The 13,950-nt window shown below is 69.9% G+C and carries 11 protein-coding genes; 7 read left to right on the forward strand and 4 right to left on the reverse strand.

Annotated features, from left to right (window positions below; genetic code table 11):
* The first annotated feature begins 81 nt into the window (after nt 1-81).
* The 4 genes from QRN40_RS08745 to QRN40_RS08760 all read left to right on the forward strand — a co-directional run bounded on the left by QRN40_RS08745 (nt 82) and on the right by QRN40_RS08760 (nt 6,242).
* Nucleotides 82-1,704 carry an amidohydrolase gene (locus tag QRN40_RS08745; protein WP_285115196.1) on the forward strand — a complete coding sequence of 541 codons (1,623 nt, stop codon included), beginning with the start codon at nt 82-84 and terminating at the stop codon, nt 1,702-1,704.
* Between the two features lie 44 nt (nt 1,705-1,748).
* Nucleotides 1,749-3,134 carry an APC family permease gene (locus tag QRN40_RS08750; RefSeq protein ID WP_285115197.1) on the forward strand — a complete coding sequence of 462 codons (1,386 nt, stop codon included), beginning with the start codon at nt 1,749-1,751 and terminating at the stop codon, nt 3,132-3,134.
* A gap of 280 nt (nt 3,135-3,414) precedes the next feature.
* Nucleotides 3,415-4,533 (forward strand): class I SAM-dependent methyltransferase, encoded by a 1,119-nt coding sequence (locus QRN40_RS08755; RefSeq protein WP_502878905.1) that lies wholly within the window; start codon nt 3,415-3,417, stop codon nt 4,531-4,533.
* A 182-nt stretch (nt 4,534-4,715) separates the two neighbouring features.
* Nucleotides 4,716-6,242, forward strand: a complete 1,527-nt coding sequence (locus tag QRN40_RS08760; protein ID WP_285115199.1) for an APC family permease — start codon at nt 4,716-4,718, stop codon at nt 6,240-6,242.
* Nucleotides 6,243-6,255: 13 nt separating this feature from the next.
* Here the strand turns inward: QRN40_RS08760 and QRN40_RS08765 are convergent, their stop codons facing one another.
* From QRN40_RS08765 to QRN40_RS08780, 4 genes are read right to left on the reverse strand one after another with little or no spacing between them, the layout of a single operon-like run.
* Complete coding sequence (locus tag QRN40_RS08765; protein ID WP_285115200.1) at nt 6,256-7,194, reverse strand: hypothetical protein; 939 nt, start codon at nt 7,192-7,194, stop codon at nt 6,256-6,258.
* The gene (locus tag QRN40_RS08770; RefSeq protein WP_285115201.1) at nt 7,191-7,814 is read right to left on the reverse strand and encodes a MerR family transcriptional regulator; all 624 of its coding nucleotides are present in this window, start codon (nt 7,812-7,814) and stop codon (nt 7,191-7,193) included. Before QRN40_RS08770 ends, QRN40_RS08765 begins: the two co-directional genes overlap by 4 nt.
* Before the next feature lie 55 nt (nt 7,815-7,869).
* The gene (locus QRN40_RS08775) at nt 7,870-8,214 is read right to left on the reverse strand and encodes a hypothetical protein (RefSeq protein ID WP_285115202.1); all 345 of its coding nucleotides are present in this window, start codon (nt 8,212-8,214) and stop codon (nt 7,870-7,872) included.
* Between the two features lie 26 nt (nt 8,215-8,240).
* Nucleotides 8,241-8,636, reverse strand: coding sequence for a MarR family winged helix-turn-helix transcriptional regulator (locus QRN40_RS08780; protein WP_285115203.1), 396 nt, complete (start codon nt 8,634-8,636; stop codon nt 8,241-8,243).
* Between the two features lie 88 nt (nt 8,637-8,724).
* On the opposite strand from QRN40_RS08780, the gene QRN40_RS08785 reads away from it, so the two are divergent.
* From QRN40_RS08785 to QRN40_RS08795, 3 genes are all read left to right on the forward strand, one after another.
* A complete protein-coding gene (locus tag QRN40_RS08785) occupies nt 8,725-10,251 on the forward strand; it encodes an MFS transporter (protein ID WP_285115204.1) in 1,527 nt (508 codons plus the stop codon).
* A gap of 123 nt (nt 10,252-10,374) precedes the next feature.
* Complete coding sequence (locus QRN40_RS08790) at nt 10,375-12,528, forward strand: ATP-dependent Clp protease ATP-binding subunit (protein ID WP_285115206.1); 2,154 nt, start codon at nt 10,375-10,377, stop codon at nt 12,526-12,528.
* A 149-nt stretch (nt 12,529-12,677) separates the two neighbouring features.
* Nucleotides 12,678-13,742 carry a zinc-dependent alcohol dehydrogenase family protein gene (locus QRN40_RS08795; protein WP_285115207.1) on the forward strand — a complete coding sequence of 355 codons (1,065 nt, stop codon included), beginning with the start codon at nt 12,678-12,680 and terminating at the stop codon, nt 13,740-13,742.
* Nucleotides 13,743-13,950: the final 208 nt, after the last annotated feature.

The following is a 13,950-nucleotide window of genomic DNA, read 5'->3' on the forward strand; positions in this document are numbered from 1 at the left end:
TCTTCCCCTCCGGCTCGATCACACCCTAGTATCTGACGAAATAAAAGAATGTCGTTCATTTATTCGTAACACGGAGGCTGTATGAGCACGACCGTCTTCACCGGTGGCACCATCCTGAGCAGCTATCGCGCCGACGCCGAGGAGTACTCCGCGATCGCCGTCGAGGACGGCCGGGTCATCGCGACGGGGACGGACGCCGTCGCCCTCCGCGCCGGAGGCGCCGAGACGGTCGACCTGCTGGGCGGAGTGCTCGCTCCCGCGTTCGGCGACGGTCACGCGCATCCGCTGCAGGGCGGCCTCGAGAAGCTCGGCCCGCAGGTCCGCGCCTGCGGCTCGGTCGCCGAGGTCGTCGCGTGCGTGAAGGAGTGGGCGGACGCGCATCCCGAGCAGGAGTGGATCTATGGCGGCAGCTACGACGCCACGCTCGCACCCGAGGGGATGTTCGACGCGCGCTGGCTCGACGAGGCGGTCCCCGACCGGCCGGTCGTGCTGCGGGCCTGGGACTACCACACCGTCTGGGTCAACTCCGAGGCGCTGCGCCGGGCGGGGATCGACGCGAGCACGCCGGAGCCGGCGCTGGGCCGCATCCCGCGTCGCCCCGACGGGTCGCCGCTCGGCATCCTGCAGGAGCCCGGCGCCGTGGATCTGCTGCTCCCGGTCGAGCCCGGGCGCAGCCACGAGGAGCGCGTGGAGGCGCTGCGCCTGGCGACCGCCGACTACGCCGAGCTGGGCATCGCCTGGATCCAGGATGCCTGGGTCGAGCCGGCGGAGGTCGAGGCATACCTCGAGGCATCCGGGCGCGGCTTCCTGTCCACCCGGGTGAACCTGGCGCTGCGCGCCGACCCGCTGCGCTGGCGCGACCAGGTGCCGGCCTTCGTCGAGTCGCGCCGCCGCGTCGAGGAGCTCGGCGACCCGCTGCTCAGCGCCGGCACGGTGAAGGTGTTCGTCGACGGCGTCATCGAGAACCACACCGCCGCCATGCTCGCCGACTACACCGACACCCCCGGCGACCGCGGCCTCCCCAACTGGGATGCGGCCGAACTCACCGCGGCGGCGGTCACCTTCGACAAGCTCGGCTTCCAGCTGCATCTGCACGCCATCGGCGATGCGGCCACCCGCACCGCCCTCGACGTCTTCGAGCAGGTCGAGCGAACCAACGGCGCCCGCGACCGCCGGCCCGTCATCGCGCACGTCCAGGTCGTCGACCCGGACGACCTCCCCCGCTTCGCGCGCCTCGGCGTCATCGCGAACTTCGAGCCGCTCTGGGCCCAGCTGGACCCGATGATGCTCGACCTGACCATCCCTCGCCTCGGACCCGAGCGCGAGCGACTGCAGTACCCCATCCGCACCCTGCTGGACTCGGCGAGCATCTCCTTCGGGAGCGACTGGCCGGTCAGCAGCCCCGACTGGCGCCCGGGCGTCGCGACGGCGGTCACCCGCCAGACCGACAACGGGGTGCCCGCTGCAGGATGGATCCCCGCCGAGCGCATCCCGCTCACCGACGCGCTGGAGGCCTACTCCTCCGGCGTCGCCCACCAGGCCTTCGCACGCACCGCGCGCGGCGAGCTGCGTCCGGGGTCCGCCCCGGACCTGGTGTGGCTCGACACCGACCCGCGTCACGTGGACCCGCACGATCTGCGATCCGTCCGCGTGCTCGGAACCTGGGTCGCCGGCGTCCGCCGAGCGGCCACCGTCCGGAGCTGATACCCCGCCCCCACTTGCACCACTCACCAGAGAGGCAGCACCACATGACCCAGACCGATCTCCCCGTCCAGCCGAGGCTCAAGCGGGCGCTCGGCCCGACCGCCCTCGTGCTGTTCGGGCTCACCTACCTCGCGCCCGTGACCGTGTTCACCACCTACGGCATCGTCACGCAGTCGACCGACAACCACCTGCCGTCGGCGTACGTCGTCGCGCTCGTCGCGATGCTGTTCACCGCGCTCAGCTACGGAGCGATGGCGCGCGCGTTCCCGGTTTCCGGCTCGGCCTACACCTACACGCAGCAGACGTTCGGCGGCCACATCGGGTTCCTCACCGGGTGGACGCTGATGCTCGACTACCTGTTCCTGCCGATGATCAACTTCCTGCTGATCGGGCTCTACCTGAACACGCAGTTCCCGGATGTGCCGGGCTGGGTGTTCGCGCTGGCCTCGCTGCTGCTGGTCCTCGTCTTCAACGTGCTCGGGATCACGCTGGTCCACAAGCTGAACATCGCCATCGTCGCCCTGTCGGTGCTGCTGGTGGTCGTGTTCGTGGTGCTCTCGATCAAGGAGCTGGCGACCAACCCGTCCTCGCACACGCCGAGCCTGATCGAGCCGTTCCTGCCCGGCTCAGGTGGTCTGGGGCCGATCTTCGCCGGTGCCGCCGTGCTGGCGCTGTCGTTCCTGGGCTTCGACGCGGTTTCGACGCTCTCCGAGGAGGCGAAGAACCCGAAGCGCGACATCCCCCGCGCCATCATGCTCACCACCCTCATCGGTGGGGCCATCTTCATCGTGGTCTCCTGGGTGGGCGCACTCGTGTACCCGGACTGGCGCGACTTCGCGCAGGTCGACTCGGCCGGTGTCGACCTGATGGCCAAGGTGGGCGGCACGTTCCTCACCTCGTTCTTCGTCGCGGTCTACGTCGTCGGCGCGTTCGGCTCCGGCATGACGACGCAGGTCAGCGTCTCGCGCATCATCTACTCGATGGGCCGGGATGGTGTGCTCCCGCGCATCTTCGGCACGCTGCACGCGCGCTTCCGCACTCCGTGGGTCGCCGCGGTCGCCGTGTCGATCGTGTCGCTGCTCGCGCTCGTGCTGACGCTGGACCAGGCGGCGACGATGATCTCGTTCGGTGCACTGGCGGCGTTCTCGATGGTGAACCTGGCCGTGATCCGGCACCACCTCTTCCCGAAGGGCGGCCGCACCGCGCCGTCTGCGGGGGAGTGGGTGCGGTACGGCGTGCTGCCCGCGATCGGGTTCGTGCTGACCGTCTGGCTGTGGACGTCGCTGACCGCGACCACCTTCATCGTCGGGCTCTCGTGGATGCTGGTCGGCGTCATCTACCTCGCGGTGCTGACCCGCGGCTTCCGCCGCAGGCCGCCGACGATGGACTTCTCCGAGAAGGAGGAGCTCGTGGAGGCCCCCGCCGCCTGAGTCCGGCACTCGGCCGAGCGTGGCCGGTGCTCGCGGGGAAAAGGGAGGAACCTGCAGCCCACAGGCACCTCAGCGTCCTCCGTTCGCCGTCGCCGGCCGGCGTGTCATCGCCGATCGCCTCCCTTTCCGACCGCCTCGAAAAGGGAGGCGATCGTGTGACAGCCGACGGCCGAGGTCGGCAAACGGAGGAATCCGGGCCGTGGATATCGCCGAGTCGCCTCCCATGCCGTCCCTCGGCACTCGGGCACGTTGCTCTGACCGCTCTGGTTGGATGGACGGCATGTTCGACTATGAGCGGCTCCGCCGCCGGCCCGACGTCGAGGCGCCCAACCTGTTCGCCTCCGACGCGGCCGACCGGCTGCTCGCCGACCTCGCGGGCGATGCGGTCCTCGCCCCGGGCTTGGTCGTCATCGGCGATGCCTACGGCGCGCTGACCCTCGCGGCCGCCGCGCGGGGCGCGCGCGGCATCCGTGTGCACCAGGACGCCCTCACCGGCGAGCGCGCGCTCGACGCCAACGCCGCGAGCTTCGACCTCGCCGGAACGTACCAGCACCGGCCGCTCGACGAGTCCCTCGTCCGCGGCGCCCGCACCGTGCTGCTCCGCCTGCCGCGCAGCCTCGACGCGCTCGCGGAGATTGCGACCCTGATCGCCGAGCACGCCCGCGCCGATGCCGTGGTCTACGCGGGCGGGATGCTGAAGCACATGACGACCGCGATGAACGGCGTGCTCGGCGAGGTGTTCGGCTCGGTGGAGGCGTCCCTCGCGCGGCAGAAGGCGCGCGTTCTGACCGCGCGGGAGCCGCATCCCGCCGCCGCGACCGTGCTCGACCGCTGGCCGGAGCGAGCACAGGATGCGCAGACCGGCCTCTGGGTGTGCGCCCACGGCGCCGCGTTCGCCGGAACCTCCATCGACATCGGAACCCGCCTCCTCCTCTCCGTACTCGACCGGGCGGTCCCGGATGCGCGCACGGCCGTCGACCTCGGCTGCGGGACGGGCGTGCTCGCGTCCGCGCTCGCCGTCGCCCGGCCGGAGCTCCGCGTCGTCGCCACCGACCAGTCCGCCGCCGCCGTCGCCTCCGCCGCCGCGACGGCCGCCGCGAACCGGGTCGCCGACCGCGTGACCGTCGTGCGCGACGACGGCCTCGCGTCGCAGCCCGACGCCTCGGCCGACCTGATCCTGCTCAACCCGCCGTTCCACATCGGCGGCGCCGTGCACACCGGCATCGCGCTCAGGCTCTTCGCCGAGGCGGGCCGGGTGCTCGCTCCGGGCGGCGAACTCTGGACCGTCTGGAACTCGCACCTCGGCTACCGCCCCGCACTCGAGCGCTCGGTCGGGCCGACGCGCCAGATCGCGCGGAACGCCAAGTTCACCGTCACGGCGTCGCACCAGGATGACTGAGAGCGGCTTTCGGCCGCGGATGTGGCTTTTCGCAACGTTTTCAGGGTTCGATCAGCAGATCGGCAACCGAATCCGTCGTAATCTTCTTGTTCTTCAGGCCCGTTGTTGCTAACGTCCCCCTGTTGCACATCGACGTCGCGCCTCGCGCCGCCGAACGCGCGACCCTCAAGCCAGGGAGAGCAATGACGCAGACGAGTTCCCGGCCGGACGCCCCGCACGGAGGCGGCGCCGAGCAGAACCGCAGCGAGCGCGACCACGCGCTCAAGGCCGACGGCGTGAGCGCCGCCGGTTCCATCGTGATGGCGGTCGCGGGAAGCGCCCCGGCCTACTCGATCGCGGCCACGACCGCGACGCTCGTCGGAGCTGCCGCCCTCGGCGCTCCGGCCGCCCTGCTCTGGTGCGGCATCCCGATGCTCGGCATCGCGTGGGCGTTCCTGTACCTGGGCCGCCTGGACGTGAACGCCGGCGCCGCGTACTCGTGGGTCGCTCGGGCGCTCCACCCCATCCTCGGCTTCCTGTCGGGATGGGCGCTCGTCATCTCCGCGACCATCTTCATGGTCGCGGGCGCGCTGCCCGCCGGCGCCATGACGGTCACGCTGTTCGCGCCGGAACAGGCCGACAACGTTCCGCTCATCACGGGTGTCGGTGCCGTGTGGTTCCTCGTGATGGCGGCGTGCGTCCTCTTCGGCGTGCACGTCACCGCCCGCGCGCAGTGGATCATGTCGGTCATCGAGGTCGGCATCCTCATCCTCTTCGCCGTGCTGATGATCGTCCGGGCCGCGACGTCGGCGCACGCCGGTCCGTCGTTCTCCTGGGACTGGCTCGGCTTCCAGCACCTGACCGGCCAAGGCGTCTTCGTGTCCGCCGCCCTCATCGCCGCCTTCTACTTCTGGGGCTGGGATGTCGCGGCCAACCTCAACGAGGAGACGAAGGACGGCCACAAGAATGCCGGCTCCGCTGGCATCATCGGCGTGATCATCGTCTTCCTGCTGTTCGAGATCTTCACCATCGCGACCCTGGTCATCCTGCCCGCGAAGACGATCGAGGCCAACAGTGCCAACGTGCTGTCGGTGCTCGGCGACGCCGTCTGGCCCGGCATCGGCGGCAAGCTCTTGGTGGTCGCGGTCGCGCTGTCCACCATCGCGACGCTGGAGACGACGCTCATCCAGGTCACCCGCACCCTGTTCTCGATGGGCCGCGACAACACCATCCCGAAGGCGTTCGGCCGCATCCACCCCAAGTGGAAGACCCCCGCCTTCGCGACGCTCGTGATCGTGGGCGTCTCGATCGTGCTGTTCATCGGATCGAACTTCATCGGCAACGTCGGCGACATCATGGCGAACGCCATCGCGTCCATCGGCATCCAGATCGCGTTCTACTACACGCTCGCCGGCGTCGCAGTGGTGGTCGCATACCGCCGCGTGCTGCTGAAGTCGGTGAAGAACTTCATCCTGATCGGGCTGTGGCCGGCGGTCGGCGCGATCTTCATGGGCGTCATCTTCGTGGTCGGCATCGTGCAGAACTTCCAGGGCGACGCCATCGTGGTCAACGTCCTGGGCCTCGGATTGATCCTGGTGGGCATCGTGCCGATCGTGCTCTTCTACCGCAAGGCGCGCGGCTACTACACGCGCCGTCCGCTGGAACTCCCGGAGGAGCTCGACGCCGCCGCCCCCGCCAACATCGACGACCGCGACCCCGCCGCCCGCTGATTCAGCCGCCTCGCTAGGCGGCGGGCGCGAGCGGGGCGTGCGCGCGCGGGTGGATGGTGAGCACGAGGGCGGCCGCCACGAGGCCGGCGACCGCCAGGGCCGTCCCGGCGGCGAGGATGACGCCGTCGGGGCGCACGATCGACTGGCCGCCCAGCGCCTGCACCGTCACCAGCGAGACGACGCCCGCGTAGACGGCCGTGGCGACCCAGACCAGCCGCGTGCGCACGCGGTCGTCGGCGAGCGGCCGCCAGTGCCGCCCGAGCCAGCCCAGCAGCACCGCGAACAGCGGGAGCAGCTGCAGGGCGTGCATCCCGATGAAGTGCGGGATGCGCAGATCGCCGCCGACGGTGCTCCACCCGAGCACCGGCAGCCCGGGACCGCCGTCGGCCAGTCCGACGGTGTGCGCGCCTGCGATGCCGCGGAAGTCCGCCAGCTGGGCCGCCGTCGGGCTGGTCATCAGGTAGGCGAGCCCCATCCCGACGAGCGCGATGACGGCCCCGGCGCGGACGGCGAGTGTTGTCGACCGCGTGCTCAGGCGAAGGAAGAACACGGCGATCGTCGTCAGGAACGTGCACGCGTAGAGAGTCGTGATCGACACGGCCATCACGCCCCAGACGACGCTCGAGACCGGCGTCGACACATTGAAGTGACTGGTGGTCCCCGCCGCTGCGGCGCCCACGATGAGCACCTGCTCGACGATGAGCGCAACGGCCACCACCGTTCCGGTCGCGTGCGCGATCCGGCGCCAGCGGGGGAGGTGCGCGATCAGCCACGCCCAGGTCACGCTGTACAGCAGGATCGACAGCGAGAACTTCAGCGGCTTGGCCCAGACGTCGAGCCCGGTGACCTGCCGCGGGTCGACCAGCAGGCCGACGAGGCAGACCAGCGTGCTGACCACCATCAGGGCGGCGACCGTCATCAACGGGCGGTGCCAGGTGAACACGGCTTTCATGAGCTTCTTCTCTCTTCGGTGACGACGGCCTGGGCCATGCGCCTCAGGCCGAGCGCGAGCGAGTCGCCGAGCACGGTGCCGATCACCATGAGCTCGGTCATCCGGGACGCGTCGGGGAGCACTGCGACCGCGCCGAGGTCCGCGTCGGCGTGGATGCGCGCGGCGGCCGCGTAGCGGTCGAGGTAGTCGTCGGGCAGCGGGAACCCCGACGCGGCGAAGGCGTCGACCACGCGCGCGGCGATGTCACGCCCGACGTTGTCCTCGCAGCCTGTCCATCCGGCCCGCTCGGCGACGGCGTCGATGCGCTCCAGGGACGCGGGCGAGGGGTCGGCCAGCGGAACCGCGGAGCGGGACAGCGCCTGCTGCGCGACGTCGAACGTGTGGGCGATGGGCGCATCCGGCTCGTCGAGCGCGTCGAGCACGTTCTTCACCGAGGCGATGGACAGCTTGCCGACCTCGAGCATCGCGCGGATGAGCCGCAGGCGTCGCTCGTGCTCCTCGCCGTAGAGCGTGCGGTTGCCGCCGACCCGCTCACCCGCCGGAAGCAGCCCTTCGCGCACGTAGTACTTGATCGTGGTGGGGGCGGTGTCGGAACGTTCGGCGAGTTCGGTGATGAGCACGCAGTGATAGTAGCACTACCGGTAGTGTCACTACCGGTAGTGTCACTACCAGTACTTACAGTTCGTCGTGGCGGCGGTGGTACGGCGATTCGAGCAGCGACAGCACGAACAGCAGTGCCAGCAGCGCGAAAATGCTCAGTGCGGCGATGAGGTCGCTCCAGGTGAACGGGATGAACGTGCCGTCGATCGACAGCACGAAGACCGTCTCGACGACCCCGAACGCGACGAAGAAGACGCCTAGGAGCACTCGTGTGAGCCGGACGTTGCGCCCGCGGCGGTGCACCTCCACCCGCCGCAGCTCCACCATCAGCGTCAGCAGCAGCAGCGGCAGCACCTGTGCGAGGGTCGCAGCGGTCGCGCTGTCCATCAGGACGACGCGCAGTTCGGCCGGATCCACCATGGCGCCCAGAGTACTGCGCCGCGGCGTTACTGCGCGGCCACGTCCTCGGCGCCGGCGAACGCCTTCTCGAGCAGGCCGTCGTACGTGCGCTTCGCCTCGCGGTGGGTGGCCGCGCCGGCCGGAGTGATGCCCACGAACAGCGCACGGCGGTCGTAGTCGCAGGTGTTCCGCTCCACGAGTCCGGCCTTGACCAGCCGGTCGACGATCCGCGACAGCGCGCTCTGCGTCATGGGCATGACGTCGACGAGGTTGCGCATGGTGCACTCGTCGTCGGCGTAGCCGGCCACCAGGTCGAGCACCTCGTACTCGCTGAGGCCGAGCTGCATGCTCTGCTGGAGGGTGCGATCCAGTTCGGCCGCGGTGCTGAGGTAGAGGCTCTGCAGCTCGCGCCAGCGGGCCGAGACGTCGCCCTGGATGTTCATGCCTTCACGATACCGCCACTTCCATGAGATTTCGATGAATGTGCATAGGTTGCTGACACAATCTATTCCGTGTCATAGAGTTGCTCTCGTGCTCAACTCCGACACCGCATCCCGTCCGGCCGTCCGCCCCGGCGCATCCGCGCCGTCCACGTCCTCCACGTCCTCCACGTCCTCCACGTCCTCCACGCCCACCTCCGCCGCAGGCGACCGCGTCCGCTGGAGCCGCGCGCGCTGGCTGCTCCTGCTCGCCACCTGCATCGTCATCGCGCTCGACGGCCTCGACGTCTCCATGGTCGGTGTCGCCCTCCCCTCCATCGGCAAGGAGCTGGGCCTCGACACCGGTTCGCTGCAGTGGATCGTCTCCGGGTACGTCCTCGGCTACGGCAGCCTCCTGCTGCTCGGTGGCCGCCTCGCGGACCTGCTCGGTCGCCGCACCGTGCTCCTCGTCGCGCTGACCGTGTTCACCGTCGCGTCGCTCGCCGGCGGGCTCTCCGCCGACGCCGGGCTGCTCATCGCCAGCCGGTTCGTGAAGGGAGTGGCGGCCGCGTTCACGGCGCCCGCCGCCTTCTCGCTGATCACGACGAACTTCGAGGAGGGTCCACAGCGCAATCGCGCCATCTCGATCTTCACCACGTTCGCTGCGAGCGGCTTCTCGCTCGGCCTGATCATGAGCGGCTTGATGACCACGTTCAGCTGGCGCTGGACGTTCCTGTTCTCCGTTCCGCTTGCTCTGCTCGCCCTCGTGCTCGGCTTCTTCTTCGTCCCGAAGGACGCCCGCGAGCGCGGCGCCGGTCACGATATCGCCGGTGCTGTGACGCTGGCGCTCGGGATGCTCGCGCTCGTCTACACCGTCGTCTCGGCGCCGGGCGTCGGCTGGGGCTCGCTGCAGACCATCCTGGGCTTCGTGGCCGCGGGAGTGCTGCTCGGGGTGTTCGTCGTCGTCGAGCTGCGCGTGCGGCATCCGCTCATCCGGTTCGGGATCTTCCGCGTCGCTTCGGTGCTCCGCGCCAACCTCGCCGCCATCACCCTCTTCGGGTCGTACGTGTCCTTCCAGTTCGTCCTCACGCTGTACCTGCAGGACGTCCTCGGCTGGTCGCCGCTGAGCATGGCGCTGGCCCTGCTGCCCACGGGACTCGTCGTGGCCTTCAGCGCACCGTTCACCGACCGCCTGATCGACCGCTTCGGGCCGCCGCCGCTGATCATCGTGGCGCTGGCCTCGCTGTCGGCCGGCTACCTGCTCTTCCTGCGGCTCGGGACCGCCCCGGTGTACTGGCTCGACATCCTGCCGTCCGTGCTGCTGCTGGGTGTCGGCTTCGGGATCGGCTTCCCGTCCATCCAGGTGCAGGCGACCACCGGGGTCAGCGACGACGAGCAGGGACTCGCGGCCGGGCTCGTGCAGACCAGCTCGCAGGTGGGCGGGGCCCTCGCCCTGGCGGTCACCTCCGCCCTGATCGCGGGATCGGGCGGCGCAGGCACCGGGATCGCGGCGCAGCTGGAGCACTTCCTGCCGGGGCTCTACCTCAGCGCGGCGCTCGCAGTCGCCGGCCTGATCGTCGCCGCGGTGCCCCAGCGCCGCCGCCTCCGGGCTCGCGTCGATCGCCTGGTGGAGGACTGACAGGGGAGCGTCCTGCGGCTCGCCGCATCCCTGCTTTTCCTCGTGGATTTCGGGAATTGCTCTTCCCGCGACAAAGTTGAGCTTAGTAGACTCAAGTTTGATCGCAACGAAAAGGGGAACCACATGGCGAACATGCAGGGCGCTCCCTCCACTCAGGAGGACGCCAAGAGCGCTCTCGAACAGTACGGCGTCAATCTCACGGAGATCGCCAAGAGCGGCAAGCTCGACCCGGTCATCGGGCGGGACGCCGAGATCCGGCGCGTCAGCCAGGTGCTGACCCGCCGCACCAAGAACAACCCCGTGCTCATCGGCGAGCCCGGCGTCGGCAAGACGGCGGTCGTCGAGGGCCTCGCCCAGCGCATCGTCGCGGGCGACGTGGCCGACTCCCTCAAGGGGAAGCAGCTCGTCGCTCTCGACCTGTCCGCGCTCGTCGCGGGCGCGATGTACCGCGGCCAGTTCGAGGAGCGCCTGAAGGCGGTCCTCAAGGAGATCAACGACGCGGAGGGGCAGATCATCACCTTCGTCGACGAGCTCCACATCCTGATGGGTGCGGGCGGCGGCGAGGGTTCGGTCGCGGCCTCCAACATGCTGAAGCCGATGCTCGCCCGCGGGGAGCTGCGCCTGATCGGTGCGACCACCCTCAACGAGTACCGCGAGTTCATCGAGAAGGATGCGGCGCTCGAGCGCCGCTTCCAGCAGGTGTACGTGGGTGAGCCGTCGGTCGAGGACACCGTCGCGATCCTCCGCGGGCTCAAGGGCCGTTACGAGGCGCACCACGGTGTGACGATCGAGGACTCCGCGCTCGTCGCGGCGGCATCCCTGTCGAACCGGTACATCACCGCGCGCCAGCTGCCGGACAAAGCCATCGACCTCATCGATGAGGCCGCATCCCGGCTCAAGATGGAGATCGACTCGGCCCCCGTCGAGATCGACACGCTGCAGCGTCAGGTCGAGCGGATGAAGCTGGAGGAGTTCGCGCTCAAGAAGGAGAAGGACGACGCCAGCAAGGCGCGCCTCGAGCAGCTGCGCGAGCGCCTGCAGGAGCAGGAACGCCGCCTGGAGGAGCTGCAGGCCCGGTGGCGCGCCGAGAAGGCGTCGCTGAACCGGGTCGGCGAGCTGCGGTCGCAGCTGGAGGAGGCCAAGACCCGGCGCGACCTCGCGCTGCGCGACGGCCGCTACCAGGAGGCGTCGCGGATCGAGTACGAGACGATCCCCGGCATCGAGCGGGAGCTGGCGGAGGCCGAGCAGGCCGAGCACGAGCACCCGCGCATGGTGAACGAGCAGGTGACCGCCGACGACATCGCCGCCGTGGTCGCTGCCTGGACGGGCATCCCCGTCGACCGCCTCACCCAGGGCGAGACCGAGAAGCTGCTGCACCTCGAGCAGGAGCTCGGCCGCCGCATCATCGGCCAGAAGAAGGCTGTGCAGGCGGTCGCGGATGCGGTGCGCCGCACCCGCGCGGGCATCTCCGATCCGAGCCGGCCCACGGGTTCGTTCCTGTTCCTCGGCCCGACCGGCGTCGGCAAGACCGAGCTCGCGAAGGCGCTCGCCGGCTTCCTGTTCGACGACGAGAAGGCCATGGTCCGTATCGACATGAGCGAGTACGGCGAGAAGTTCTCCGTCTCGCGGCTGGTGGGCGCCCCTCCCGGATACGTCGGGTACGAGCAGGGCGGTCAGCTGACCGAGGCCGTGCGCCGGCGACCCTACTCGGTGATCCTGCTCGACGAGGTCGAGAAGGCACACCCCGAGGTGTTCGACGTGCTGCTGCAGGTGCTCGACGACGGCCGGCTCACGGATGGGCAGGGCCGCACGGTCGACTTCCGGAACGCCATCCTCATCCTCACCTCCAACCTCGGCAGCCAGTTCCTCGTCGACCCGACGCTGAGCCCGGCCGAGCGCGAGGAGGCGGTGCTGCAGATGGTGCGCCAGGCGTTCAAGCCGGAGTTCGTGAACCGGCTGGATGACATCGTCGTGTTCTCCACGCTGACACAGGAGGAGCTGGGCGAGATCGTCGAACTCGGCATCGACCGGCTCATGCGCCGCCTCGCCGAGCGGCGGCTGGAGCTGGCGGTCACCCCCGATGCGCGGGCGTGGCTCGCCGAGCGGGGCTACGACCCGATCTACGGCGCGCGGCCGCTACGCCGGCTGATGCAGCGCGAGATCGAGGACCGGCTCGCGACCGAGCTCCTGGCCGGCGAGGTGCGCGACGGCGACCTGGTGCGCGTCGACCTCGACCGCGAGGCCGACCACCTCACGGTCGTACCGGTCCGCGACTAGCGCGCGTCCGCCTCCTGCCAAAAAGGGAGGAGTTCCCGTCCATCTGCGGATGTGAATTCCTCCCTTTCGCGTTTTCCGCCCCTCCAGGACGCCGTTCTCCTCCTTTTCCCACGTCGGAGACGGCCCCGCCGTGCGCGTAGGCTCGAATCATGCGTGCTGCTGTCATCCATGGAGAGCGCGATGTGCGCCTCGAAGACGTCCCCACCCCCACCCTGTACACCGGTCCCGGCTCGGACGGGCTCGACGCGGTCGTCCGCGTCGTCGCCGCGTGCGTCTGCGGGAGCGACCTCTGGCCGTACCGCGGCGTGACCCCGACGAAGGAGCCGCACCGCATCGGGCACGAGTTCGTCGGCGTCGTGGAGCAGGTCGGTGCGAACGTGCGGACGATCACGCCCGGCGACTTCGTCATCGCACCGTTCTACGACTGCGACATGACGTGCGTGAACTGCCGCAACGGCGTCAGCACCTCGTGCCTGAACGGCGGATGGTGGGGCTCCGAGGACCGCATCGGTGGTTTCGCCGACGGCGGCCAGGGCGAGTTCGTCCGCGTCCCGCACGCCGATGGTTCGCTCGTCGCGACCCCCGAGTACCCGAGCGCTGAACTCATCCCGAGCCTGCTGACGCTCTCGGATGTGATGGGAACCGGACACCACGCCGCGGTCTCCGCCGGTGTCACCGAGGGGAGCACCGTGGTCGTCGTCGGCGACGGAGCTGTCGGTCTCTGCGCCGTGCTGGCGTCCGCGCGGCTGGGTGCCTCGCGCATCGTCGCGATGTCGCGCCACGAGACGCGCCAGGCGCTCGCCCGCGAGTTCGGCGCGACGGACATCGTCGCCGAGCGCGGCGACGCCGGAGTCGCCGCCGTCAAGGAGCTGTTCGACGGGATCGGCGCCGACTGCGTGCTCGAGGCGGTCGGAACGAAGGAGTCGATGGACCAGGCGATCCGTTCCGCCCGTCCCGGCGGCATGGTCGGCTACGTGGGCGTGCCGAACGGCGGCCCCGAGCTCCCGGTGCGCCCGCTGTTCCAGAGCAACATCGGCGTGAACGGCGGCGTCGCACCCGTGCGCAACTACGTCGAGGACCTCCTCCAGGACGTCTGGTCGGGCGCCATCAACCCCGGACGCGTGTTCGACCTGGAGGTGCCGCTCACCGACATCGCCGAGGCGTACGCCGCGATGGATGAGCGCCGCGCGATCAAGACGCTCGTGCGTCCCTGAACCGAGACCCCAGAAACGACGAAGCCCGCTGGCACGCGATGTGCCGGCGGGCTTTCTCGTCGTCCCGATCGGACGCCCGGATGTGAACGGCATATGTCGCACGTGTAAAAGTTCGTAACATTCCGCGGCCCTCTCTCGGCCGCGCGACCGGGGTACAGGGCGCGCGCATCCCGGGCGCGCCGTCGCGGCGAATCGCCCGGGACGCTCC

The organism is Leifsonia sp. fls2-241-R2A-40a (genome assembly GCF_030209575.1).
Classification (GTDB): domain Bacteria; phylum Actinomycetota; class Actinomycetes; order Actinomycetales; family Microbacteriaceae; genus Leifsonia.